General features: G+C 69.2%; 22 protein-coding genes and 1 riboswitch. Of the genes, 1 reads left to right on the top strand and 21 read right to left on the bottom strand.

Annotated elements, in window-relative coordinates; genetic code table 11:
* Positions 1–44 precede the first annotated feature (44 nt).
* The 11 genes from pyk to hisI form a co-directional block, all read right to left on the bottom strand.
* Positions 45–1,529, bottom strand: coding sequence for a pyruvate kinase (pyk, locus tag AC5RWG_RS01045; RefSeq protein WP_494109193.1), 1,485 nt, complete (start codon positions 1,527–1,529; stop codon positions 45–47).
* A gap of 46 nt (positions 1,530–1,575) precedes the next feature.
* Positions 1,576–3,036, bottom strand: coding sequence for a glutamate synthase subunit beta (locus tag AC5RWG_RS01040; RefSeq protein WP_494139288.1), 1,461 nt, complete (start codon positions 3,034–3,036; stop codon positions 1,576–1,578).
* Positions 3,029–7,660, bottom strand: a complete 4,632-nt coding sequence (gltB, locus tag AC5RWG_RS01035) for a glutamate synthase large subunit (RefSeq protein WP_494166249.1) — start codon at positions 7,658–7,660, stop codon at positions 3,029–3,031. The genes AC5RWG_RS01040 and gltB overlap by 8 nt, the downstream gene beginning before the upstream one ends.
* A gap of 491 nt (positions 7,661–8,151) precedes the next feature.
* Positions 8,152–9,402, bottom strand: coding sequence for a prolipoprotein diacylglyceryl transferase (gene lgt / locus AC5RWG_RS01030; protein WP_494166248.1), 1,251 nt, complete (start codon positions 9,400–9,402; stop codon positions 8,152–8,154).
* A gap of 74 nt (positions 9,403–9,476) precedes the next feature.
* The gene (gene trpA / locus AC5RWG_RS01025) at positions 9,477–10,280 is read right to left on the bottom strand and encodes a tryptophan synthase subunit alpha (protein ID WP_494025854.1); all 804 of its coding nucleotides are present in this window, start codon (positions 10,278–10,280) and stop codon (positions 9,477–9,479) included.
* On the bottom strand, positions 10,277–11,605 hold the full coding sequence (gene trpB, locus AC5RWG_RS01020) for a tryptophan synthase subunit beta (protein WP_494023169.1): 1,329 nt from the start codon (positions 11,603–11,605) through the stop codon (positions 10,277–10,279). The genes trpA and trpB overlap by 4 nt, the downstream gene beginning before the upstream one ends.
* Positions 11,606–11,696: 91 nt before the next feature.
* Entirely contained in the window at positions 11,697–12,515 is an 819-nt protein-coding gene (gene trpC / locus AC5RWG_RS01015; protein WP_494013883.1) for an indole-3-glycerol phosphate synthase TrpC, read from the bottom strand.
* 2 nt (positions 12,516–12,517) lie between these two features.
* Positions 12,518–12,799, bottom strand: coding sequence for an HGxxPAAW family protein (locus tag AC5RWG_RS01010; RefSeq protein WP_493999592.1), 282 nt, complete (start codon positions 12,797–12,799; stop codon positions 12,518–12,520).
* A 120-nt stretch (positions 12,800–12,919) separates the two neighbouring features.
* Positions 12,920–13,564 carry a Trp biosynthesis-associated membrane protein gene (locus AC5RWG_RS01005; protein ID WP_494013882.1) on the bottom strand — a complete coding sequence of 215 codons (645 nt, stop codon included), beginning with the start codon at positions 13,562–13,564 and terminating at the stop codon, positions 12,920–12,922.
* Positions 13,561–15,132 (bottom strand): anthranilate synthase component I, encoded by a 1,572-nt coding sequence (locus AC5RWG_RS01000; protein WP_494013881.1) that lies wholly within the window; start codon positions 15,130–15,132, stop codon positions 13,561–13,563. Before AC5RWG_RS01000 ends, AC5RWG_RS01005 begins: the two co-directional genes overlap by 4 nt.
* Before the next feature lie 54 nt (positions 15,133–15,186).
* Positions 15,187–15,627 carry a phosphoribosyl-AMP cyclohydrolase gene (hisI, locus tag AC5RWG_RS00995; RefSeq protein ID WP_494013880.1) on the bottom strand — a complete coding sequence of 147 codons (441 nt, stop codon included), beginning with the start codon at positions 15,625–15,627 and terminating at the stop codon, positions 15,187–15,189.
* Positions 15,628–15,734: 107 nt separating this feature from the next.
* Here hisI and AC5RWG_RS00990 point away from each other — a divergent pair, with 107 nt between their 5' ends.
* A complete protein-coding gene (locus AC5RWG_RS00990; protein ID WP_493999588.1) occupies positions 15,735–16,379 on the top strand; it encodes a TIGR03085 family metal-binding protein in 645 nt (214 codons plus the stop codon).
* 26 nt (positions 16,380–16,405) lie between these two features.
* On the opposite strand, the gene hisF is transcribed toward AC5RWG_RS00990, so the two are convergent.
* The 10 genes from hisF to rpe form a co-directional block, all read right to left on the bottom strand.
* Entirely contained in the window at positions 16,406–17,176 is a 771-nt protein-coding gene (gene hisF, locus AC5RWG_RS00985; protein ID WP_493999587.1) for an imidazole glycerol phosphate synthase subunit HisF, read from the bottom strand.
* A 17-nt stretch (positions 17,177–17,193) separates the two neighbouring features.
* Positions 17,194–18,039: an ATP phosphoribosyltransferase gene (gene hisG, locus AC5RWG_RS00980; RefSeq protein WP_493999586.1), complete on the bottom strand. Its 846-nt coding sequence runs from the start codon at positions 18,037–18,039 to the stop codon at positions 17,194–17,196.
* A gap of 98 nt (positions 18,040–18,137) precedes the next feature.
* Positions 18,138–18,401 (bottom strand): phosphoribosyl-ATP diphosphatase, encoded by a 264-nt coding sequence (locus AC5RWG_RS00975; RefSeq protein WP_493977843.1) that lies wholly within the window; start codon positions 18,399–18,401, stop codon positions 18,138–18,140.
* Between the two features lie 158 nt (positions 18,402–18,559).
* The gene (gene ribH / locus AC5RWG_RS00970; protein WP_493999585.1) at positions 18,560–19,045 is read right to left on the bottom strand and encodes a 6,7-dimethyl-8-ribityllumazine synthase; all 486 of its coding nucleotides are present in this window, start codon (positions 19,043–19,045) and stop codon (positions 18,560–18,562) included.
* Positions 19,046–19,102: 57 nt separating this feature from the next.
* Positions 19,103–19,753, bottom strand: coding sequence for a GTP cyclohydrolase II (gene ribA / locus AC5RWG_RS00965; protein WP_493999584.1), 651 nt, complete (start codon positions 19,751–19,753; stop codon positions 19,103–19,105).
* Positions 19,743–20,417, bottom strand: coding sequence for a 3,4-dihydroxy-2-butanone-4-phosphate synthase (gene ribB / locus AC5RWG_RS00960; protein WP_493999583.1), 675 nt, complete (start codon positions 20,415–20,417; stop codon positions 19,743–19,745). The genes ribA and ribB overlap by 11 nt, the downstream gene beginning before the upstream one ends.
* Positions 20,414–21,040, bottom strand: a complete 627-nt coding sequence (locus AC5RWG_RS00955) for a riboflavin synthase (RefSeq protein ID WP_493999582.1) — start codon at positions 21,038–21,040, stop codon at positions 20,414–20,416. The genes ribB and AC5RWG_RS00955 overlap by 4 nt, the downstream gene beginning before the upstream one ends.
* The gene (ribD, locus tag AC5RWG_RS00950) at positions 21,041–22,129 is read right to left on the bottom strand and encodes a bifunctional diaminohydroxyphosphoribosylaminopyrimidine deaminase/5-amino-6-(5-phosphoribosylamino)uracil reductase RibD (RefSeq protein WP_494166247.1); all 1,089 of its coding nucleotides are present in this window, start codon (positions 22,127–22,129) and stop codon (positions 21,041–21,043) included.
* Positions 22,129–22,839, bottom strand: a complete 711-nt coding sequence (gene pnuC / locus AC5RWG_RS00945) for a nicotinamide riboside transporter PnuC (RefSeq protein ID WP_494076002.1) — start codon at positions 22,837–22,839, stop codon at positions 22,129–22,131. The genes ribD and pnuC overlap by 1 nt, the downstream gene beginning before the upstream one ends.
* A 108-nt stretch (positions 22,840–22,947) precedes the next feature.
* A riboswitch (FMN riboswitch) is annotated at positions 22,948–23,092 on the bottom strand.
* Between the two features lie 83 nt (positions 23,093–23,175).
* Positions 23,176–23,844, bottom strand: a complete 669-nt coding sequence (gene rpe / locus AC5RWG_RS00940) for a ribulose-phosphate 3-epimerase (RefSeq protein ID WP_494166246.1) — start codon at positions 23,842–23,844, stop codon at positions 23,176–23,178.
* Positions 23,845–23,870 lie beyond the last annotated feature (26 nt).

Raw genomic sequence — 23,870 nt, 5'->3', positions numbered from 1 at the left:
TCCGGAGGCCGTTCTGTTGTCCGCGGACTGCGCCGGCCCTTCGCCTACGACGTCGGCCAGGGGCCGACCCGCTCGGGCCGGGGGTGCGGCTGGCCGTCCAGCAGCTCGCCGGCATCCGCCAGGTCGCCTACCCGGTGCACCTTCAGGGAGTTGGTGGAACCGGCCTTGCCCGGGGGCGAACCGGCGGCGATGACGACCAGGTCATCAATCTCCACCAGCCCGCGCTCGTAGAGGATCCGGTCCACCTGGGCGGTCATATGATCCGTGTGCTCGACGAACTCCACGACCAGCGGCTGGATGCCCCAGGTCAGCGACAGCACGTTCAGGGTGGACTGGAGCGGGGTGAACGCGAAGACCGGCCGCCCCGGGCGCAGCCGGCTGAGCCGGCGGGCCGAGTCGCCCGACTGGGTGAACGTACAGATGTACTTGGCGTCGAGCTGGTCGGCGATTTGCACGGCCGCCCGCGTGATGGCGCCGCCGCGGGTCCTCGGCTGGCTGCCCAGCGGCTGGATGCGGTCCAGCCCGTGCTGCTCGGTGGACTCGATGATCCGGGCCATGGTCCGGACCGTCTCCAGCGGGTACTTGCCCACGCTGGTTTCGCCCGAGAGCATGACCGCGTCCGCACCGTCGAGCACGGCGTTGGCGCAGTCCGACGCCTCGGCCCGGGTGGGCCGGGGGTTGTCGATCATCGATTCGAGCACCTGGGTGGCCACGATCACCGGTTTCGCCCAGCGGCGGGCGAGTTCGACGGCGCGCTTCTGCACCAGCGGCACGTCCTCCAGCGGCAACTCCACGCCCAGGTCGCCGCGGGCGATCATGATGGCGTCGAACGCGTCGATGATCTCTTCGATGGCGTCCACGGCCTGCGGCTTCTCGATCTTGGCGATGACCGGGGCGCGGCGTCCCTCCTCGTCCATGATCTCGTGGACCCGCCGGACGTCGCCGGCGTTGCGCACGAAGGACAGCGCCACCATGTCGACGCCGGTCTTGAGCGCCCAGCGCAGGTCTTCCTCGTCCTTCTCGCTCAGGGCCGGGACGTTGACCGCGACGCCGGGCAGGTTGATGCCCTTGTTATTGGACACCGCACCCGCCACGGTGACTTCCGTGACCACCTTGACGTCGTCGACCTCGATGGCCTTCAGCGCCACCTTGCCGTCGTCGATCAGCAGGGAGTCGCCCACGTTGACGTCGCCCGGCAGGCCCTTGTGCGTGGTCGAGCATTGCTCGGCGGTTCCCTCCACGTCCTCGGTGGTGATCGTGAAGCGGTCCCCCACCGCGAGGTGGTGGGGGCCGTTCACGAAGCGCCCCAGGCGGATCTTGGGTCCCTGCAGGTCGGCGAAAATGCCCACCGGCTTGGACAGTTCCGCCGACGCCTTGCGGACGTTGTCATAGGTCTGCTGATGCACGCGGTAGTCGCCGTGGCTCATGTTCATCCGGGCCACGTCCACGCCCGCCTGGAGGACGGCCAAGGTGCTCTCGTAACTGGCGATGGCTGGGCCGAAGGTTGCAACGATTTTTGCGCGTCTCATATACCTACCCTAATCAGAATGCGGCCATCGCGCAGGCGGGCCGCCGCTAGGGCAGCACCGCGATCGCACGGTCTTCCGGGGCCACCGGTGCCGGCAGCCGCGTGGTACCGGTCAACCACCGGTCGACGGCGGCGGCGCAGGCGCGCCCCTCGGCGATCGCCCACACGATCAAGGACTGTCCTCGCCCGGCGTCGCCGGCCACGAAGATGCCCTCGGCGCCGGTCATGTAGCCGCCGTCGCGTGCGACGTTCCCGCGCTCGTCGAAGGACGCGTTGACCTGCGCATCGATCCCGGCATGCTCCGGACCGGTGAAGCCCAGGGACAGGAACACCAGGTCCGCCGGGATCTCCCGCTCCGTTCCCGCCTTGGGCACCCGCCTGCCGTCCACGAACTCGGTCTCGGCGACCTTCAGCGCGGTGAGCACGCCGTTCTCGCCCACGAACTCCACGGTGGAGGCGAGGTAGGTCCGCTCGCCGCCTTCCTCGTGGGCGCTGGCCACTTCGAACAGCGTGGGGAACGTCGGCCACGGCTGGTGCGAAGCACGCTGGGCCGGCGGCTGCTTGCCGATGGCCAGGGTGGTGACCGAGGCCGCCTGCTGCCGGTGCGCGGTGCCGAGGCAGTCCGCGCCGGTGTCGCCGCCGCCCAGGATCACCACGTGCTTGCCCCGGGCGTCGATCTGGTCCGGGACCGATTCGCCGGCGACCACCCGGTTGGCCTGCACCAGGTAGTCCATGGCGAAGTGCACGCCGGACAGCCCGCGACCGGGGATCGGCAGGTCCCGTGGCACGGTGGCACCGGTCGCGATCACCACGGCGTCGTAGCGGCGGCGCAGCTGGTCCCAGCTGATGTCCTTGCCCGCCTCGATGCCGGTGCGGAACCGCGTGCCCTCGGCCCGCATCTGCTCCAGCCGGCGGTCCAGGTAGTGCTTCTCCATCTTGAAGTCGGGAATGCCGTAACGCAGCAAACCGCCTACCTTGTCGTCGCGCTCGTACACCGCCACGGTGTGGCCGGCCCGTGTCAGTTGCTGCGCCGTGGCCAGCCCCGCGGGGCCGGATCCGACGACGGCGATCGTGTGACCGGTCAGCCGCTCCGGCGCGTGCGGAGTCACCCAGCCCTGGTCGAAGGCTTCCTCGATGACGGAGACTTCCACCTGCTTGATGGTCACCGCCGGTTGGTTGATGCCCAGCACGCAGGCCGCCTCGCACGGCGCCGGGCACAGCCGGCCGGTGAATTCGGGGAAGTTGTTGGTGGCGTGCAGCCGCTCGATCGCTTCCTGGTCCTTGCCGCGCCAGGTCAGGTCGTTCCACTCCGGGATCAGGTTTGCCAGCGGGCAGCCCTGGTGGCAGAACGGGATGCCGCAGTCCATGCAGCGGCCGGCTTGGCTGCGGAGCACGCCCTTTTCCTGCGCCTCGTAGACTTCCTTCCAGTCCATGATCCGCACGGGAACAGGACGGCGGGGCTGGGTCTGGCGTTCTCGAACTTTCATAAATCCGCGTGGGTCAGCCACCGGTTACCTCCAGGATTCGGGTCCAGACAACGTCGCCGTCGGGGTCGAGCCCTTCGGCTTCGGCGTTCGCCCGGGCTTGCAGCACCGCCGCGTAGTCGCGCGGCAGCACCTTGGTGATGCGGGCCAGGGTCCCGTCGAGGTCCTCGAGCAGGCGCCCGGCGAGCCGGGAACCGGTCTCCTCCGCATGTTTCTTCAACAGGGTGGCGATGGTCCCTTCGTCCGCCGGGTCCGGCCGCAGCAGCTGCAATTCGCCGGTGCCGGTGCTCTGCGTGTTCAGCATGCCGGGGTCCAGGTCCAGCACGTAGGCCACGCCGCCGGACATGCCGGCGCCGAAGTTGCGGCCGGTCCGGCCCAGGACCAGGGCCAGTCCCCCGGTCATGTACTCGCAGCCGTGGTCGCCGATTCCTTCGACGACGGCGGTGGCACCCGAGTTCCGGACCAGGAACCGCTCGCCCACCTGGCCGCGCAGGAACATCTCGCCGCTGGTGGCGCCGTAACCGATGACGTTGCCCGCAATCACGTTGCGTTCGGACGCGAACGTGTTGGCCCGGTCCGGCCGGACGATAATCCGTCCGCCGGAGAGCCCCTTGCCGACGTAGTCGTTCGAGTCGCCGAGCAGCCGCAGGGTGATGCCGGCGGGCAGGAAGGCGCCCAGCGACTGCCCGGCCTGTCCGGTCAGCGTCACGTCGATGGTATCGTCCGCCAGGGTTTCGATGCCGAAACGCCTGGTCACTTCGTGGCCGAGCATCGTGCCCACGGCCCGGTCGGTGTTGATCACGTCCAGGCTGATCCGCACCGGTTCGCGGTCGGTCAGCGCGTCGGAGCTCATGGCGATCAGCTGGTTGTCGAAGTGCTTGTCCAGTTCGTGGTTCTGCGTGGTCATGTTGCGCAGCGGGATGTCGGAATCGGTGCCGTAGCCGCGCAGGATCGGTGACAGGTCCAGGCCGTCGGCCTTCCAGTGGTCGAGTGCTTCGCGGGTGTCCAGCAGCTCCGCGTGGCCGATGGCCTCGGCCAGGCTGCGGAAGCCCAGTCCGGCCAGCAGTTCGCGCACTTCCTCCGCAATGAACTCGAAGAAGTTCACCACGAACTCGGGCTTGCCGGTGAACCGGCGGCGGAGTTCCGGGTTCTGCGTGGCAACCCCCACGGGGCAGGTGTCCAGGTGGCAGACGCGCATCATGATGCAGCCGGAGACCACCAGCGGCGCCGTCGCGAAGCCGAACTCCTCGCCGCCCAGCAGCGCCGCGATCACCACGTCGCGGCCGCTCTTCAGTTGCCCGTCCACCTGCACGACCACCCGGTCCCGCAGGCCGTTGAGCATCAGCGTCTGTTGCGTCTCGGCCAGCCCCAGTTCCCAGGGCGCTCCGGCATGTTTGAGCGAGTTCAGCGGGCTCGCCCCGGTGCCGCCGTCGTGCCCCGAGACGAGGACGACGTCGGCCTTCGCCTTGGTCACGCCGGCCGCCACGGTGCCGATCCCGACTTCGGACACCAGCTTCACATGCACGCGCGCCGAGGGGTTGGAGCGCTTCAGGTCGTAGATCAGCTGCGCCAGGTCCTCGATCGAGTAGATGTCGTGGTGCGGCGGCGGCGAGATCAGGCCCACGCCCGGTGTCGAATGCCTGGTCCGGGCCACCCACGGGTAGACCTTCTGGCTCATCAGTTGGCCGCCCTCGCCGGGCTTGGCTCCCTGGGCCATTTTGATCTGGAGGTCCTCCGCGTTGGTCAGGTACAGGCTGGTGACGCCGAACCGGCCGGAGGCCACCTGCTTGATCGCCGAACGGCGCTCCGGGTCCAGCAGCCGGTCCACGTCCTCGCCGCCCTCGCCGGTGTTCGATTTCCCGCCCAGCCGGTTCATGGCGATGGCGAGCGTTTCGTGCGCCTCCTGCGAGATGGAGCCGTAGCTCATGGCCCCCGTGGAGAAACGCTTGACGATGCTGGAGACCGGTTCGACCTCCTCCAGCGGCACGGGCGGGCGGGCGCCGGCCTTGAACTTCAACAGGCCGCGGAGCGTCATCAGGTCCTTCGCCTGGTCGTCCACGCCGCGGGTATACGCCTTGAACACGTCGTAGCGCCGTTCACGCGTGGCATGCTGCAGCCGGAACACCGTTTCCGGGTTGAACAGGTGCGGCGGTCCTTCACGGCGCCACTGATACTCGCCGCCGTTCTCAAGCGACCGGTGAGGGTCTTCGATCCCATCGGCGGGGTAGGCCTGGGCGTGCCGCGCCGCCGCCTCGGCGGCGATGACGTCCAGGCCGACGCCGCCGAGCTGCGACTGGGTGCCGGCAAAGTACTGGTCGACCAGGGATTGGGCGAGCCCGATCGCTTCGAACGTCTGGGCACCGCAGTAGGAGGGGACGGTGGAAATGCCCATCTTGGACATAATCTTCAGGACGCCCTTGCCCAGGCCCTTGATCAGGTTCTGCACGGCCTGGGACGCGGTGACGCCCTGGAGGTCGCCGTTGCGCACCAGTTCCTCGCAGCTTTCCATCGCCAGATAAGGATTGACGGCGGAAGCGCCGTACCCGATGAGGGCGGCCACGTGGTGGACCTCACGCACGTCGCCGGCTTCCACCAGCAGCGAGATCTTGGTCCGGTTGGCGCTCTTGAGCAGGTGGTGGTGCACGGCGCTCGTCAGCAGCAGCGACGGGATGGGCGCCCATTGGGCATTCGAGTCCCGGTCCGAGAGCACGATGAACTTCACGCCGCGGTTGACGGCGCCGGAGACCTTTTCGCAGATCTCCTGCAGCCGGGCGGCCAACTCGGCGGCGCCGCCGTCGGGCCGGTAAAGGCCACTCACCTTCAGCGCGAGGCGGCTGCCCTCCTCGTCTTCCATCGCGGCGATCTTGGCCAGTTCGTCGTTGTTGATCACGGGGAAGTTCAGCGCCACCTGGGTGGTGCGCACCTGGCCGGTCGCCAGCAGGTTGCCGTCGGGGCCGATCGACGAACGCAGCGAGGTCACGAGTTCTTCGCGGATGGCGTCCAGCGGAGGGTTGGTCACCTGGGCGAAGGACTGCACGAAGTAGTCGAACAGCAGCCGAGGGCGCTTGGACAACACCGCGATCGGGGTGTCGGTGCCCATGGCCCCCAGCGGTTCGGCGCCGGTGCGGGCCATCGGGCCCAGCAGGATCCGCAGTTCTTCCTGCGTGTAGCCGAAGGTCCGCTGGCGGAGGTTGACCGACGCGGCGGTGTGCACCACGTGCTCGCGTTCCGGCAGGTCCTCCAGCCGGATCATGTTGTCCTTGAGCCATTCGCCCCACGGGTTGGCGGCCGCGACGTCGGCCTTGATCTCCTCGTCCTCGACCAGCCGGCCGGCCTCGGTATCCACCAGGAACATCTTCCCCGGTGAGACCCGGCCCTTCCTGACCACCGTGGCGGGATCGATGTTGACGACGCCGACCTCCGAGGCCAGCACGACCAACCCGTCCTCGGTAACCCAGTAGCGGGCCGGGCGCAGGCCGTTGCGGTCGAGCACGGCCCCAACGAGCCGGCCGTCGGTGAAGGAAACGGCCGCGGGGCCGTCCCACGGCTCCATGAGCATCGAGTGGTATTGGTAGAAGGCGCGGCGCTCAGGGTCCATCGTGGCGTGGTTCTCCCACGCCTCCGGAATCATCATCATGATCGCTTGCGTAATCGGGCGGCCCGCGAGCATCAGCAATTCGGCGACTTCGTCAAAGGAGGCGGAGTCGGAGGCGCCGGGCGTGCAGATGGGGAACAGCTCTTCCGGCGTGTCGCCCAGCAGGGGGCCCTTCAGCTGCGACTGGCGGGCCCGCATCCAATTGCGGTTGCCCTTGACCGTATTGATCTCGCCGTTGTGCGCGATGGTGCGGAACGGCTGGGCCAGCGGCCACGAGGGGAACGTGTTGGTGGAGAAGCGGGAGTGGACGATACCCAGTTTCGTCTTGAAGCGAGGGTCGGAGAGGTCCGGGTAGAAGGGTTCCAGCTGCGCGGTGGTCAGCATTCCCTTGTAGACGATGGTCTTGGACGACAGCGACGGGAAATACACGCCGAACTTGTTTTGGGCGCGCTTGCGGACGCGGAAAACGCGGGCATCCACATCGCTGCTGCCGGCAGCGGCCGGGTCGAGGCCCAGGAACACCTGAGCAAAGTGGGGCATGCAGGACCGCGCCATGGCGCCGACCAGTTCGGCCACCACCGGGACGTCGCGCCAGCCGAGGACTGTGAGGCCTTCGGAGGCGGCGATGCCCTCCACGCCGTCCCGCGCTACCGCCGCCTCAGACTCGTCGCTGGGCAGGAACGCGGTTCCGGCGGCATACCGGCCGGCCGCCGGCAGTTCGAAGCCCACCACCGCGCGGAAGAATTCATCGGGGATCTGGGTGAGCAACCCGGCGCCGTCGCCGGTTCCTTCGTCGGCGCCGACCGCGCCGCGGTGTTCCAGATTGCGCAGCGCCGTCAGCGCCGCGTCGACGATGTGGTGGCCCGGCCCGCCCCGCAGGGTGGCAATCACCGCCAAGCCGCAGGCGTCCTTTTCGTGGGCGGGGTCGTACAGCCCGGTTTTTTCCGGGTAGGCGGCGAAACGACTGAACGGCGAGGGCACCGTGGTGTGCCGGCGTTCGTGTCCGCCGCCGAGGCTGCGCGGGGTACTCGACCCCTTGAACGGAGGAGTCATCTGAACTTCCTTCTCCTGGATGTAGGTGAGAAGGGGACGGCGCTGGCCCCGCCCGGGCCCGCTCGAGCAAGCAGGCCCGTGATCCATGGATTCTGTGGCCAGCTCACCCCGCACAGCGCATTCGGTGTCCAGGGGTCGGATGGGGGCCGCCAGGATGAACTGTGCGGTCGATCGGCCACGGCCGCCGGGACCGCACTGGGTGGTGCGCCTGTCCGGCGGAGAATCCACGTCAGTGTGGTCGGTACGCCGCATGCCTGCGCCCGGTTGGTGGTCCGGGAGGTGCGTACTGATGGTTCGGACCGACGGTGAGGGCGGACCGGCCGCGGAGCGAGTCTGTTCTGCGGTAGAGCGACGATAGCACGGCGGGGACCCCCAACACAGGCTTTTCCGGTTTTTTACCGACCGCTTTTCGGATTGCCGCGGCAGTCCGGAGCGCACGAAGCCGCCGGAACGTCGGATTGCTGCGTTCCGGCGGCTGCGCGGGGAAGAAACTAGTTCTGGCTGCGGTTGTTGTCCGCCCTGAGCGGGTCGTTCCCGGCCGCGGCATCGGCGGCTTTGGGGGCCTTGGCCGCATCGGCGGGCTTGGCAGCATCCGCGGGGTTGGCAGCATTCGCGGGCTTGGCGGCGGTCTCGGCTGCAGGCTTGGCCGCATCCGCGGGCTTGACGGCGGCCTCGGCTGAAGGAGCTTCGTCCGCGGCAGGCTCCCCGGCCTTCTCGTCGGGCCTCCCGGCAGCGGTTTCGGCCTTCTCCCCCGCGATCACGGAGGATCCTGCCCCGCCGGCGCGGGGTCCGCCGTCGTGCTTGGAGGCGTTCTCCTGCCGAGCCGCGGCCTGGCCGGATTCGGCCCCTTCCGCGACTGCCGAGGGCTCGCGGCCCGGCAGGTACAGGGAGTCGGTCTCCGCGGTCCTCGGACGGCGCGCCAGCACGATGAAGATCACGACGGCGGCGACCAGCAGCAGCAGCGACGTCCAGACGTTCAGCCGCTGGGTGATGCCGAAGATCGTGATCATTTCGGCATCGTCGATGCGCAGCATTTCGATCCAGACCCGGCCGAGGGTATAGAACGCGACGTACAGCCAGAACAGCATGCCGCGGCGGAACTTGAAGCGCCGGTCCAGGAGCAGCAGCAGCGCCACGCCCGCCAGGTTCCACAGGGACTCATAGAGGAAGGTGGGGTGGAACAGCGTGCCCGGTTCCGCGTCGGCCGGGAAGTTGGGGTTGTCGGCGTCGATCTCCAGGCCCCAGGGCAGCGTGGTGGGGGCGCCGAAGAGTTCCTGGTTAAACCAGTTGCCCCAGCGGCCGATCGCCTGTGCCAGCAGCACGCCGGGTGCGGCGGCGTCCATGAAGGCCGGCAGCTTGAAGCCGGCCCGGCGGCACCCGATCCAGGCACCGACCAGGCCCAGTGCCACCGCTCCCCAGATTCCGAGCCCGCCGCGCCAAATCTGCGGGATCAGGCCGAGGTCGCCGTTCGGCCCGAAGTAGGCGTCGGGCGAGGAGAACACGTGGTAGAGACGGCCGCCGACAATGCCGAACGGGATGGCCCAGATGGCCACGTCCCAGATGAATTCTTCCGGCCCGCCGCGGGCCTTCCAGCGGCGGTGGGTGAGCCAGATGGCCGCGACGATGCCCAGCAGGATGCACAGCGCGTACGCGTGGATGGTGAGCGGGCCGATGCTGAATCCGGACCAGCCGGGGCTGGGGATGGAGGCCGGTACGGCCGTTGCGATAGTCGTGCTGTACACCAGGTGAGTCCTCTTGGCCGAAAGTTGCGGGTCGGGCGCGGCCCGCGGCAAACCGCTGGCCACCGGTTATTCTGTCAGGCCCGGGCTGTGCCTTCGCTTAGCCGCGCCGCGAGCTTGCCCAGTGCCGGCACGCCGGCGTTGCCGAGTTCGGCCACCAGCGCGGTGCCCACGATGGCGCCTTCGGCATACGCGCCAATCTCGCGTACGTGCTCGGGACTGGAGACGCCCAGGCCAACGCAGACCCGTTCGGCTCCGGCCTCATGCGCCGACCGCACCACGCGCTCGGCGGCGCCGGAAACGCTCTCGCGGGCGCCGGTGACGCCCATGATCGACACCGCGTAGACAAACCCGCGGCTGGCCTTGACCGTCATCGCCATCCGCTCCGGGGAGGACGACGGGGCGACCAGGAACACGCGGTCCAGCCCGTACTTGTCCGAAGCCTCGAACCATTCGGCCGCCTCGTCCGGAATCAGGTCCGGGGTGATCAGCCCGGCGCCGCCGGCCTCGGCCAGCCGGCGGGAGAACTCGTCGACGCCCATCCGCAGGACCGGATTCCAGTACGTCATCACCAGCACGGCGGCGTCGCAGCGGGCGGTGATGCCGGCGACGATGTCGAACACCTGGCTGACCCGGAAGCCGTCCTTCAGCGCCTGCACGGTGGCGGCCTGGATGACGGCGCCGTCCATCACCGGGTCGGAGTACGGGATGCCGATCTCAATGACGTCGACGCCGTTCTCCGCCAGCGCGACGGCGGCGTCGATGGTGGTCTGGACGTCGGGGTAGCCGGCGGGCAGATAGCCGATCAGGGCGGTCCGGCCGTCGGCCAGGGCCCGGTCGATGGCCGCGGCGGATTTGCTGGCGGTGGCGGTATTGTTCACAGCTGCTCTCCTTCGGAGCCGATTTCGGCCTCGGGCGATTCGTCCGGCAGCAGGCCGAACCATTCCGCCGCGGTGGCGACGTCCTTGTCGCCCCGGCCGGAAAGATTCACGACGATGATGACGTCCTGCGGATGATCCTTGCCCTCGGTCAGGCGCTTGCCCACCCGCAGCGCCCCGGCCAGGGCGTGCGACGACTCGATGGCCGGGATGATGCCCTCGGTGCGGCAGAGCAGCCGGAAAGCGTCCATCGCCTCGCTGTCGGTGACCGGCTCGTAGCTGGCCCGGCCGATGTCCGACAGGTAGGAGTGCTCGGGCCCGACACCGGGATAGTCCAGCCCGGCCGAGATCGAATGCGACTCTATGGTCTGGCCGTCTTCATCCTGCATGAGGTAGGAGCGCGCGCCGTGCAGCACGCCGGGCCGGCCCAGCGTGATGGTTGCGGCATGGCGGCCGGTGTCGACGCCGTCGCCGCCGGCCTCAAAGCCGTACAGCGCGACGTTCCGGTCGTCGAGGAAGCCGTGGAAGATGCCGATGGCGTTCGAACCGCCCCCGATGCAGGCGCAGACGGCGTCCGGCAGCCGGCCGGTCTGGTCCAGGATCTGCGCGCGGGCTTCCTCGCCGATGACTTCGTGGAAATAGCGGACGAGCGCCGGGAAGGGGTGGGCGCCGGCGGCGGTGCCCAGCAGGTAGTGGGTGTTGTGCACATTGGCCACCCAATCGCGCAGGGCCTCGTTGATGGCGTCCTTGAGCGTCTGCGACCCGGCGGTGACGGGCACGACGGTGGCTCCGAGGAGCTCCATCCGGGCCACGTTCAGGGCCTGCCGGCGGGTGTCTTCGGCGCCCATGTAGACCACGCACTCCATGCCGAGCAGTGCGGCGGCGGTGGCACTGGCCACGCCGTGCTGGCCGGCACCGGTCTCCGCAATGATGCGCGTCTTGCCCATGCGCTGGGCCAGCAGGGCCTGGCCCAGCACGTTGTTGATCTTGTGCGAGCCGGTATGGTTCAGGTCCTCGCGCTTGAGGAAGATCCGGGCGCCGCCGGCATGCCGGGAGAAGCGCTTGGCTTCGGTCAGCAGCGAGGGCCGGCCCGAATAGTTCTTGTTCAGCTCGGCGACCTGGGCAATGAACTCCGGGTCTGCCTTGGCCTTGTCGAAGGTGTCTTCCAGTTCGTCCAGCGCAGCAATCAGGGATTCCGGCATCCAGCGCCCGCCGAAGGCACCGAAATAGGGGCCGGGGGCATGGCGGAGGCTGCCGCCGGCCAGGAAGGCATCGGCCGGTTCCTGGGTGTTTCCGGGCTCCGCCGGGGTATCGGGGCTCTGCGTCATGGCCGTCCTGTCTGTTACTGGAGGCAGGACGGCCAGCCGCAACCGGCCCTGCCTGCCCCTGGGGGATTCTTAAGTTGTGTGGCGCGTTGGTTCAGCCGCGCGCGGCAATGGCCTCGGCGCCCGCCGCGCCGAACTCGGCCACGGCGGCTCCCGGATCGCCCGTGATGACGAGCGCCTCGCCCACCAGGACGGCGTCGGCGCCCTGCCTGGCGTAGTCACGCACGTCGTCCACTCCGCGGACTCCGGATTCGGCCACCACCACGGCGCCGGCGGGGATCCGGCCCGCCAATCCGGCGAACACCGAGCGGTCCACGTCCAGGGTCTTCAGGTTGCGGACGTTCACGCCGATGATGCGTGCGTCCACGGCGACGGCGCGGTCGATTTCTTCGGCGGTATGCGTCTCCACCAGGGCCTCCATGCCCAGTTCGTGGGTCAGCGCCAACAAGGCCTTCAGCCGCTCGTCGTCCAATGCGGCGACGATCAGCAGCACCAGGTCAGCGCCGTGGGCGCGTGCCTCGAAGATCTGGTACTCGTCGACGTTGAAGTCCTTGCGCAGCAGCGGAACGTCCACCGCGGCGCGCACCGCATCGAAGTCGGCCAGCGAGCCGTTGAACCGGCGCTGCTCCGTCAACACGCTGATCACGGCGGCACCGCCGCGTTCGTAACCGGCGGCCAGTTGGGCCGGATCGGCGATGGAGGCCAGATCGCCCTTGGAGGGGCTCTTGCGCTTGACCTCGGCGATCACCTTGAGCGCCGTTCGCGGCGAATCGTTGCCGCCCAGGGCCGCGTAAGCATCACGCGGGGCCGGCGCGGCCGCGGCCAGCCGCTGGATCTGCGCCAGCGGAACCTGGGCGCGCCGGGACTCGAGGTCTTCGCGGACTCCAACGATAATGTCGTCGAGAACGGTCACGTTCAGTGTCCGCTGCCCTGGATCTTGCTGCCGTCCACGCCGTAGCCGACCTTCTTCATGATCCAGCCGACGATCAGGCCGATGAACATGATTGCCACGCCGGCCCAGAAAACCGGGGACGAGGCCATGGCGAAGCCGATGCCGCCCACGATGGAGCCCAAGATCATGATGAGCACGCAGGTCCAGGCGGCGGGGCTGTTGCCGTGGCCGATGACCTCGTCGTGGATGCTGCCTGCCGGGTCCGTCTTCATCGCGGTTTCGGTGGCGGTGGCCTGGTTGCCCATGGTGTATCTCCCTCTAAAAACGGTTCTGCTACTTCATTCTGCCATTGTTTGCGGGCGCGGCAGGCCAGTGTGACACGGCTGCCGGCGGCCCTGCTGCCCGGTGCCGGCGCGGCCGGCGGTTCAGTCGGTCGGGTCGTTGCCCCGGCTGAGCTGGTCCCAGCTGTCGATTTCGTCCACGCTGCCGGCCCGGTCGGACGGCATGCCGTCGGCCTGCCGCTCGGTTGCCGGCACGTACTTCTTCGACGCGGCCCAGGAACGCCCGGCCGCCAGCAGCCAGACGGCCGTCAGCAACAGCAGGACACCGGCGGCGGCGCCCAGGTAAGGGAAGACCGTGATGCCGACGGCGGCTTCTCCCCCGATCTGCCCGGTCGCCTCCCCGATGGCCGCCGAAGCGGCCCCGGCCGGGTTGGCGATCACCGTGAGGCTGGCGGCAGAGATGCCGATGCCGGCCGCGGCCAGCAGCACGGCGATCACGATGCGGGCGATCCGGCCGGCGATGGAAGCCGCCAGGGCGGCGGCCAGTGCCACCAGCGCCAGGGCCGTCACCGCGGTAGCGGCGTCGCTGCCGGGCACGCTCACGTCGGGGGTCTGCACCCGGGTGCCCGGGAACCGGGCCGTGAGCCAGGTTTGCGTCGTGGTGCCAAAGGCGGCCAGCGACATCACGACGGCGGCGAGCACCACCGTGCCCTTGCGCCGCCAACGCGCGGCGGCAGGCCGTGGCGCCGGTGCCGCGTCCCGGGCCGGGGAGGTGTTCTCTTCGCTCATTGCTGCCCCTTGACCGGTACGTGTGCCGGGTTGGCCGGGTGGAGCCGCGATGCCAGGGTCACTGCCCGCAGCGGCGCCGCCGCCTTGTTCACGGTCTCCAGCGCCTCGGCCTCCGGCTGGGAGTCGGCCACGATCCCGCCGCCGGACTGGACGTAGGCGACGCCGCCGCGCAGCAGCGCCGAGCGGATGGCGATGGCCATATCCATGTCCCCGGCAAAGTCCAGGTAGCCCACCACGCCGCCGTAGATGCCCCGGCGGTGCGGTTCGAGTTCGTCCAACAGCCTCAGGGCGCGGGGTTTGGGCGCACCGGAGAGCGTGCCCGCCGGGAACGTCGCGGCCAGCACGTCGTAGGCGGTCTTGTCCGGCGACAGCCGGCCGACCACGGTGGAGACCAGATGCATGATGTGGCTGAATTTCTCCACCTCCATGAACTGAGTGACGTCGACGCTGCCGGGCGTGCAGACCTTGGAGATGTCGTTGCGGGCCAGGTCCACGAGCATCAGGTGCTCCGCCCGTTCCTTCTGGTCGGCGAGCAATTCCTCGGCCAGTTCCTTGTCATGCTCCACGCTGTGTCCGCGGGGCCTGGATCCGGCGATCGGGTGGGTGATGACCTCGTCGCCGGTCAGGGTGACCAGTGCCTCCGGGGAGGAACCCACGATCGAGTAGCCCACGCCGTCGGCGTCTTCCAGGCTGAACAGGTACATGTAGGGGCTGGGATTCAGGTTCCGCAGCACGCGGTAGACGTCGAGGGCCTCGGCAGAACATTCGGCCTCGAACCGGCGCGAGATTACCACCTGGAACACTTCGCCGTCGACGATTGCTTCCTTGCCGCGGTCCACGGCCGCCAAATACTTCTCCCGGGCCCAGCGGTGGGTCACGCTGTTCATCAGGTCGGCGGTTTCCAGGGCGGCGTCTTCCAGCACCGACACCTGCTGCGCGAGCGGTTCAGCGAGCTGCGCCAGCAGGTGTTTGGCGCGTTTCACGGCGTCCAGCCATGCCTCGTCCACGCGCTCGTCGCGGTTGTCGAAGTTGATGGCGTTGGCGATCAGCGTGACCGTGCCTTCGGCGTTGTCGTGCACGGCGAGGTCGGTAACAAGGTTCATGGCCAGTTCCGGCAGGTTCAGGTCGTCTTCCGGCGGGGACGTCAGCTTTTCCCAGTGCCGCACGGCCTCCCAGCCGACGAATCCCACCAGCCCGGACGTCAGCGGCGGGAGCGAGTCGAACCGTTCGGTCCGCAGCGCCTCCACCGTGCCGCGCAGGGCCTCCACCGGGTTGCCGGTGCGCGGCACGCCCACCGGCGGCTCCCCCAGCCAGTGCGCCTGCCCGTCCCTGGTCGTGAGCGTGGCCCGCGAGTTGGCACCGATGAAGGAATAGCGGGACCAGACTCCGCCGACGGCGGCCGACTCCAACAGGAAGGTTCCCGGCCGGGAATCGGCCAGCCTGCGGTAGATGGAAATGGGAGTCTGGTCATCGGCGAGCACCTTGATGGAGACCGGGATGACCCTGCGGTCGCGGGCCAGCGCGCGGAATTCCTCCAGGCTGGGGCTGATGACGCCAAGGTCCTGCATGCGTTATCTGTCTTTCGCTTCAGTGGCTGATACTGCGGTGGTCAGGGGGCCGGTTCAGGTGCCGGATGCTCCTTGGCTTGCGTCCGGTTCGGCGCTGTGGCCGGCGACGGCGTCGAGGCCCCGGCCGTCAAAGCAGGTGCGGGTGCCGGTGTGGCAGGCGGCGCCGACCTGGTCTACCCGGACCAACAGGGCGTCGCCGTCGCAGTCCAGGGCCACCGACTTGACGAACTGCACGTGGCCGGAGGTGTCGCCCTTGCGCCAGTACTCCCGGCGCGAGCGCGAGTAGAAGGTCACGCGGCCGCTGGTCAAGGTGCGGTGCAGCGCCTCGTCATCCATCCAGCCCAGCATCAGCACCTCACCGGAGTCGAACTGCTGGACGATCGCGGCGACCAGGCCGGCGGAGTCGCGCTTGAGCCGGCCGGCGACGGCTGGGTCGAGGGCCGTTGCGCCGGCCCCGGACGGCACTGTTGTGGGGTAATCAGACTCGGAAGGCATCCCTACAAGTCTAGTGCCAAGTCCCGGAGGCCCCCGCCCGCGCCGGCGCGGGCGCACGTACACATTTATCGGCCCGCAAGCGCCTCCTTCGTGCTAGGTTCAGAGAGATGCATTACGTAAATCCGTCCCGTGAAGTCCTGGCCGAGACCTTGCTGGCTGCCGGGCCGGATTCACCCACCCTGTGCGAGGGGTGGAAGACCGCAGAACTGGCCGCCCATCTGTACATCCGTGAACATCGAGTGGGTGCCGCCCTCGGCCTGGCCTTCAAGCCGCTGGCCAGGGTTTCGGACGAGGCCACCCGCAAGGTGGCGGACACAGCCCGGGAACCGGCCGGCTACGCCAAGCTGGTGGAAGCCTTCCGCGCGGGCCCGCCGGCCTGGTCCCCGTTCAGGGTTCCGGCCGTAGACACGGTGGCCAACCTGGTGGAATTCTTCGTCCACACCGAAGACATCCGCCGGGCCACCGACCGCTGGGCGCCGCGGGCGCTGGACGAGGACTATTCGGCGGCACTGTGGGACGAACTGGTTAAGCGGGCGGCCTTGCTGTACCGGGGAGTGGACCTGGGCATCGTGCTCGTGCGTCCGGACGGCCCGCGGCACGTGGCCAAGCGGGCACCCGTCTCGGTGGCCATCGGCGGAGAACCGGGCGAACTGCTGATGCATGCGTCCGGCCGGACCAGGCATGCGCTGGTCACCTTCGAGGGCCAGGCCGATGCCGTGGCCCTGCTGGACAGCGCCGAAATCGGCCTCTGACCCTTCCGCTCCCCCGGCTCCGGGACTCACCGGACCGGGTAGCCCGCGTCCCGGATCGCCTGCTTGACCTGCGCGATGGCGTCGTCGGGCCCGAAATGGAAGACCGAGGCGGCCAGCACCGCGTCCGCCCCCGCGGCGACGGCCGGCGGGAAATGCGCGGGCTTGCCGGCGCCGCCGGAAGCTATCAGCGGGACCTTCACCGCCGCCCGTACCGCCCGGATCATCTCCAGGTCGAACCCGTCCTTCGTTCCGTCAGCATCGATGGAGTTGAGCAACAACTCCCCCACTCCCCGGTCGGCCGCCTCGCGGGCCCACTGCACCGCGTCGATCCCCGTGCCCTTGCGGCCGCCGTGCGTGGTGACTTCGAATCCGGAGGCCACCGAGGGGTCATCGGTCCGGCGGGCATCCAGCGAGAGCACCAGCACCTGGGAACCGAAATGGCGGGTGATTTCGTCGATCACATCGGGCCGGGCGACCGCGGCGGTGTTGATGGCGGCCTTGTCCGCCCCGAAGCGCAGCAGTTTGTCGACGTCGGCGACCTCGCGCACGCCGCCGCCCACGGTCAGCGGGATGAAGACTTCCTCCGCGGTGCGGGCCACGACGTCGAACGTCGTCTCGCGGTTGCCGGAGGAGGCGGTGACGTCCAGAAAGGTCAACTCGTCGGCTCCGGCACGGTCGTACCGGTGCGCCAGTTCCACCGGGTCACCGGCGTCGCGCAGGCCTTCGAAATTAATTCCCTTGACCACGCGTCCGGCGTCGACGTCCAGGCAGGGGATCACACGGATGGCAACAGTCATGGCGTACTCCGGGGCAGTCAGATGCGGCAGGCGTGGATGGTGCTGACCAGGATGGCCCGGGCACCGAGATCGTAGAGCTCGTCCATGATGCGGTTGGTCTGCGTGCGGCGGACCATCGAGCGCACGGCCACCCAGCCGGTATCGCGCAGCGGCGAGATGGTCGGTGACTCCAGCCCCGGGGTCAGCGCCGCGGCGGCGTCCACGAGGTCCTTGCGGATGTCGTAGTCCATCATGACGTACTCGCGGGCAACAATCACGCCGCGCAGCCGGCGCATCAGCACGTCCAGCCCATTGGCCGGGGTCTCCCCCGCGCGGCCGATCAGCACGGCCTCGGACTTCAGGATGGGGTCCCCGAAGATTTCCATCCCGGCGGCCCGGAGCGTGTTGCCGGTCTCCACAACGTCTGCAATCGCGTCGGCAACGCCGAGGCGCACGGAGGACTCCACCGCGCCGTCCAGCCGGACGACGGAGGCGTCGATCCCGTGCTCGGCCAGGTAGCTGCGCAGCAGCCCGTCATAGCTGGTGGCCAGGCGCTTGCCGTTCAGTTGCGCGGCACTGGTGAACTCGCCGAGCGGACCGGCGAACCGGAACGTGGACGCCGCGAAGCCGAGGTTCATCAGCTCGACGGCGTCCACCTGTGCGTCCAAAAACAGGTCACGTCCGGTGATCCCGACGTCAAGGGTGCCGGAGCCTACGTAGACGGCGATGTCGCGCGGGCGGAGGAAGAAAAACTCAATGTCGTTGTCGGCATCGGTCATGACCAGTTCGCGGCTGTCGCGGCGCTGGAGGTAGCCGGCCTCGCCCAGCATGGCGGAGGCGGCTTCGGACAGGGAACCTTTGTTGGGAACAGCTACACGCAGCATGTGGGGGTCTTTCTGGGATCGTCTCGGCCGCAGCAGGGCCTCGCAAGTGTGGAATAGGCCTGGGTCTGGGCGGGGCGCCGCGCAGGGGCGGCGTCCCGCTACAGATGCTTGTAGACGTCTTCCAGCCGCAGGCCCTTGGCGATCATCAGGACCTGCAGGTGGTAGAGGAGCTGGGAGATTTCCTCTGCGGCGGCTTCGTCGGATTCGTGTTCGGCTGCCATCCAGACTTCGGCGGCCTCTTCGACGACCTTCTTCCCGATTCCGTGGATGCCGGAATCCAGCTCGGCTACCGTACGGGAGCCCTCCGGGCGCTGCTGCGCCTTTTCGCTCAGTTCCGCAAACAGGGATTCGAAGGATTTCACGCCCTTTAGACTACGTCAGGAGCGCGTGGGGGCGGCAAACCGCCGTTCCCATTGTGACGAATGCCTCCGGCGCCGCGCGGCGGGCCGCTTCCAGATGCGGCGCCGCGCGACGGTCCACTTCGGACGCCGCGCCGCGCCGCGCCGCGCCGCGGCCCGCCTTAGACGCCGAGGCCTCGGAGCGTGGCCGCGGTCGCCAGGGCGGCGGTCACCGCTTCGTGGCCCTTGTCCTCGCTGGAGCCCGCCAAACCGGCGCGGTCCAGGCCTTGCTGCTCGGTGTCGCAGGTAAGCACCCCGAATCCCACCGGCGTGCCGGTCTGCACGCTGACGCTGGTCAGGCCCTCGGTGGCGGCCTGGCAGACGTACTCGAAGTGCGGCGTCCCGCCGCGTATCACAACGCCGAGCGCCACCACGGCGTCATAGTGGGGCGCCAGCCGGGCGGCGGCGACGGGCAGCTCGAAAGCCCCGGGCACCCGGACCAGGGCCGGTTCCCCGATGCCCGCCTCGGTTGCCGCCCGCAGCGCGCCGTCGACCAGCCCGTCCATGATCTCGGTGTGCCAACTGGCGGCGACTATGGCGAGCTTTAGCGCGCCGGTCTCCGCCTGCAGGCCGGTGATGTCGATGGTGGGTGCTCCGTGTCCGCTCATGTTCTTCCTTCGTGAAACTCTCGTCGGTGGTTGTTGGTGGGTGCTTGCGCGCAGGCGTCAGCTCTGCTGCACGGGCGTTGTCTGCAGGACGGCCAGCCGGTGGTCCATCCGGTCCCGCTTGGTCTCCAGGTAGCGGCGGTTCTGCTCCCGGAAGGGAACCTCCGCGGCCACCATCTCGACCACATCGATGCCCAGCGCCGCCAGCATGCTGCTCTTGGCAGGATTGTTGCTCAGCAGCCGGATGGCGCCGATGCCCATCGCCCGCAGGATGGCGGCGGCGGCGGAGTAGTCCCGCGCGTCCACGGGCAGGCCCAGCTGCTCGTTGGCCTCCACCGTATCGGCGCCGGCTTCCTGCAGCGCGTAGGCCCGCATCTTGTTGGCCAGCCCGATGCCGCGCCCCTCCTGCCCGCGCAGGTACAGGACCGTCCCGCCGTGCTCTCCGATCATGGCCAGCGCCTGCTCCAATTGCTCGCCGCAGTCGCAGCGGTAGGAGGCGAAGACGTCGCCGGTCAGGCATTCGGAGTGCAGCCGGACCAGAGGTTCGGCCGCCGGACTGACCTGCGAGGTGATGCTCAGGTGCTCCACGCCGGTGGCGGCATCGGTCCACGCCTGGGCGGTGAAGCTGCCGAAGGCCGTGGGCAGCTGGACCGCGGGCCCACCCTCGACCGTGGCGGCCGGAGTCTTTTCGCGGATGTCCTTACCGTCCATGGTTCGCCGCCTTCGGCAGGCCGGCGGTGTCCGCGTTCCCGGCCAGGTGGTTCGCGAGGTCTTCGATCGAAACCAGCGGGCAGCCGTGCTCGTCAGCAAAGGCGCGCAGCGCCGGCAGGCGCATCATGTCCCCTTCATCGTGCACCAGTTCCGCGATGACGCCCACCGGCGCACGCCCGCCCAGTCGGCACAGGTCCACGGCGGCTTCGGTGTGTCCGCGCCGCGCGAGCACGCCGCCGTCGACCGCCCGCAGCGGGAAGACATGCCCGGGCCGGGTCAGGTCGGCGGCAGTGCTGTCCGCCGCCGCCAGCACCACGGCGGTGCGCGCACGGTCGGCGGAACTGATGCCGGTGGTCACGCCGTCGGCCGCGTCGCAGGAAACCGTGTAGGCCGTTCCCTTGGCATCCTGGTTGACTTCGACCATGGGCGGCAGCCCCAGTTCGTCGGCCCGCGCCGCCGGCAGTGGCACGCAGATGACGCCCGAGGTATAGCGGATGGTCCAGCCCATCAGTTCGGGGGTCGCGGCGTCGGCGGCGAAGATGATGTCGCCTTCGTTTTCCCGGTCCTCGTCATCAACGACGACGACGGGGCGGCCGGCGGCGACCGCCGCCACAGCGGCTTCGATCGTGTCGAGCGCGATCCGCGGCTCCACCGCGGCGCTCATGCCCTGGCTCCGGTGGTGAAGGCCAGGAGCCGTTCGGCGTACTTGGCGAGGACGTCCACTTCCAGGTTGACGCTGTCGCCGGGTTGTTTCGCGCCCAGGCCGGTGTCGGCCAGCGTGGTGGGAATCAGGCCGACTTCGAAGAACTGCGTCGCGGCACCGGCATCGCTGACGTTCGTGACCGTCAGCGAGACGCCGTCGACGGCGATGGAGCCCTTCTCTGCGATGTAACGGGCCAGCTCCACGGGAACGGTGAAGCGCAGCCGCTCCCAGTCGCCCAGGTCCTCGCGTTCGGCCAGCGTGCCGACACCGTCCACGTGCCCCTGGACCACATGTCCGTCCAGCCGTCCGCCGGCCGGGACGCAGCGTTCCAGGTTGACCGGCTGCCCCGGACGGAGCGAACCGGTGGTGGTGCGTGTGAGGGTCTCCCCCATCACGTCCACGCTGACCCGGCTGCCGTCCAGCGCGACTGCGGTCAGGCACACGCCGTTGACGGCGATCGACCCGCCGAGCCCGAGCCCGGCAGCCGTTTCGGGTGCGGTGAAGGTCAGCACTGCGCTGTCAGTGGCCGGACTCAGGTCCAGCGATTCAACGCGCCCTTGTTCCGCGATGATTCCGGTAAACATTCATTTGCCTTTCTGAGTGCCGTGGGACGGCAGGGGTTCCAGGTGCAGGCGCAGGTCCGCGCCCAGGATTCGGGTGCTGCCGCCGGCCGTGTCCCAACGCCAGCGGCCGGCCTCGGACAGCGTCCCGATGCCGAGGTCGGCCACCGCACGGGTGCCGGCGCCGAGCATCAGGGGTGCCAGGTAGAGCACGAGTTCGTCGACCAGGTCGGCGCGAAGGAAAGCCGAGGCGACGGTCGCTCCGCCCTCGATCATCGCGTGGCCGATGCCGCGCCGTGCCAGTTCGGCCAGGACTTCGGCCGGGTCGTGGGTCGCCAGTTGCAGGAAGCGGCTATCGGTGCCGCGGACCGCGGCGTCTGCCGCGACCTTTCGGCGCCCCATCACCACGCGCAGCGGCTGGCCCGGAGTTTCGAGTCCGGCCCGGTCGCGGGCGGTGAGCCTCGGGTTGTCGGCCGCGATGGTTCCGTTGCCGGCGATGATGGCGTCCGCGCGGGCGCGGATGCCGTGGCTGTCCGCCCGCGCCTCTTCCCCGGTGATCCATTGGCTGGTGCCGTCTGCCGCGGCAATCAGGCCGTCCACGGTCTGCGCGACGTGCAGGGTGGTGAACGGCCGCGCTTCCCGCCGGGCCTCGAACCAGCGATGGTTCAGGTCCAGCGCCTGCTCCCGCAGCAGTCCCGTGCGCACGGCGACGCCGGCCTCGGCCAGCCGCTGCGCCCCGCCGGCGGCCGCCTCGGTGGGGTCGGCCGTGGCGTAGACCAGCGAGCCGATGCCCGCGTCCAGGATGGCGCCGGAACAGGGGCCGGTGCGGCCGCGGTGGTTGCACGGCTCCAGGGTCACCAGCATGGTGCAGTCCGCCAGGTCCGCGGCGCGCTCCGGGGACACGTTCGCCAGCGCATCGACTTCGGCGTGGGGTGTGCCGGCGCCCCGGTGGTAACCGATGCTGACCACCTCGCCCCGCGGGTCGATGATGGCGGCGCCCACGAGGGGGTTTGCTCCGCGCACGCCCTGCCGCGCGGCATCCAGCGCAAGCTCCATGGCGCGCTGCTCGGCCGGCGCGAAATCCCTGGCCGCGCCGACTGCCGCCTGGCCCATCACGCCTGCACCTGCTCGCCGGCCGGGCGCCCTATGCGCGGATCGGGATGCAGGGTTTCGACGCCGGGCTTGGCCTGCGCGTTGGCCCGCCACCAGACGAAGAATCCAACCAGCGTGAAGCCTCCGTAGAAGAGGTACATAAAGGCGCTGGCGTAGTAGCCGGCGCTAAACAGCAGCGGCACGCCCACAATGTCGACGGCCACCCAGATCAGCCAGAATTCGACCCAGCCGCGTGCCATGCCGTAGGTGGCCAGCAATGAACCGACGAAGGTCCAGGCATCGGCCCAGACCGGCTCGTAGGAGCCGAGGGCCGCGAAGATCGGGGTCAGGGCGACGGTGCCCAGGAGCAAGGCGGCGACCAGGCCCAGGCGCGCCTTGCCGCCGGCCCACTGCGGGGTAATGGCGTGGCCCTCGCCGCTGCGTGCGGAGCGCCAACGCCTCCAGCCGTAGACGGCCACGGCGATGAACATGACCTGCCGGCCGGCCTGGCCCAGGAGGTTGGCGGTATTGGCGGAGCCGAAGAGCGACCCGAGGAATACGGTCAGCAGCAGCACGTTGCCGATGATGCCGACGGGCCAGGCCCACACCTTCCGGCGCATTCCGCCGAGCGCGCTGAGCAGGCCGAAGACGTTGCCCAGAACTTCGCGCAGCAGCAGAGCGCTGCCGGCTACGGGAATCTGGGCTTCAAAGAGCCACCGCAGAAAATCCATGCCGTTCCTTTCGAGCCGCGGCGGCTCCGGGGAACGACAGAGCGGAAGGTCCGGGGTCTCCGGGCCGCGGTCATCGACCGTACCCGGTGGCCCCATGGCTGCCACCTGTACGTGCTTCTCCCATCCAGACTTTAACTGTCGGTACCGGAATTCCACCGGTTCAACCGCTGCGTGAAGTTCCGGGCGGAACTCTCGGCAGCGGGTCGCGGACTATAACCGCCGGTTCGGACTTACACCGACCCCGGAGCACGTTGTGTTTGCGTAACTATGCTCTCACAACTGCCGCATGGGCAGGTTCCTTTCCCGTCACAACCTGTAACACCGGTCACAGGAGCCTCAGGAATCGGACTGCCGGCCGGCCGCGGCCCGGAGCGAGGCGATGGCCTGCTCCGGATCGGCCTTGCCGTACACGGCGGATCCGGCGACGAAGACGGTGGCGCCGGCCTCGGCGGCCCGCACGATGGTCTCTTCGGTGACGCCCCCGTCCACCTGGATCGCCACGGGCAGCCCCGAACCCGCCACGGCGCGGGCGGCCTTGCGGATCTTGGGCAGCGTGACGTCCAGGAAAGACTGCCCGCCGAAGCCCGGCTCGACCGTCATGATCAGCAGGAGGTCCATCTCCGGGAGCAAATCCAGATAGGGCTCGACGGCGGTGGCTGGCTTCAGCGCCATGCCCGCCTTGGCCCCGCGGGACCTCAGCTCCCTGGCCAGCCGGACCGGGGCGGCCGCCGCTTCCACATGGAAGGTCACGGATTCGATCCCCGACTCGGCATATGCCGGCGCCCAGCGGTCCGGGTCGGCGATCATCAGGTGCGCGTCCAGGGGCAGGGTGCTGACTTCCCGGATTCGCTGCACCACCGGCAGCCCGATGGTCAGGTTCGGCACGAAATGGTTGTCCATCACGTCCACGTGCACGGCATCGGCGGTACTGATGCGCCGCAGTTCGGCTTCGAGGTTGACGAAATCGGCCGAGAGGATGCTGGGGTTGATGCAGCACTGTGCCATCGGATGCTTGCCTGCCTGTCTGTCTG

Source organism: Arthrobacter sp. Y3221160, from assembly GCF_059092585.1.
This window is presented reverse-complemented; position numbering and strand designations above follow the sequence as displayed.

Bases quoted from the DNA above. Each gene is read 5' to 3' on its own strand.
- pyk (WP_494109193.1), bottom strand. From the start codon at position 1,529: ATGAGACGCGCAAAAATCGTTGCAACCTTCGGCCCAGCCATCGCCAGT.
- gltB (WP_494166249.1), bottom strand. From the start codon at position 7,660: ATGACTCCTCCGTTCAAGGGGTCGAGTACCCCGCGCAGCCTCGGCGGC.
- trpB (WP_494023169.1), bottom strand. From the start codon at position 11,605: ATGACGCAGAGCCCCGATACCCCGGCGGAGCCCGGAAACACCCAGGAA.
- AC5RWG_RS01010 (WP_493999592.1), bottom strand. From the start codon at position 12,799: ATGGGCAACCAGGCCACCGCCACCGAAACCGCGATGAAGACGGACCCG.
- AC5RWG_RS01005 (WP_494013882.1), bottom strand. From the start codon at position 13,564: ATGAGCGAAGAGAACACCTCCCCGGCCCGGGACGCGGCACCGGCGCCA.
- AC5RWG_RS01000 (WP_494013881.1), bottom strand. From the start codon at position 15,132: ATGCAGGACCTTGGCGTCATCAGCCCCAGCCTGGAGGAATTCCGCGCG.
- hisI (WP_494013880.1), bottom strand. From the start codon at position 15,627: ATGCCTTCCGAGTCTGATTACCCCACAACAGTGCCGTCCGGGGCCGGC.
- AC5RWG_RS00990 (WP_493999588.1), top strand. From the start codon at position 15,735: ATGCATTACGTAAATCCGTCCCGTGAAGTCCTGGCCGAGACCTTGCTG.
- hisF (WP_493999587.1), bottom strand. From the start codon at position 17,176: ATGACTGTTGCCATCCGTGTGATCCCCTGCCTGGACGTCGACGCCGGA.
- hisG (WP_493999586.1), bottom strand. From the start codon at position 18,039: ATGCTGCGTGTAGCTGTTCCCAACAAAGGTTCCCTGTCCGAAGCCGCC.
- ribH (WP_493999585.1), bottom strand. From the start codon at position 19,045: ATGAGCGGACACGGAGCACCCACCATCGACATCACCGGCCTGCAGGCG.
- ribA (WP_493999584.1), bottom strand. From the start codon at position 19,753: ATGGACGGTAAGGACATCCGCGAAAAGACTCCGGCCGCCACGGTCGAG.
- ribB (WP_493999583.1), bottom strand. From the start codon at position 20,417: ATGAGCGCCGCGGTGGAGCCGCGGATCGCGCTCGACACGATCGAAGCC.
- AC5RWG_RS00955 (WP_493999582.1), bottom strand. From the start codon at position 21,040: ATGTTTACCGGAATCATCGCGGAACAAGGGCGCGTTGAATCGCTGGAC.
- ribD (WP_494166247.1), bottom strand. From the start codon at position 22,129: ATGGGCCAGGCGGCAGTCGGCGCGGCCAGGGATTTCGCGCCGGCCGAG.
- pnuC (WP_494076002.1), bottom strand. From the start codon at position 22,839: ATGGATTTTCTGCGGTGGCTCTTTGAAGCCCAGATTCCCGTAGCCGGC.
- rpe (WP_494166246.1), bottom strand. From the start codon at position 23,844: ATGGCACAGTGCTGCATCAACCCCAGCATCCTCTCGGCCGATTTCGTC.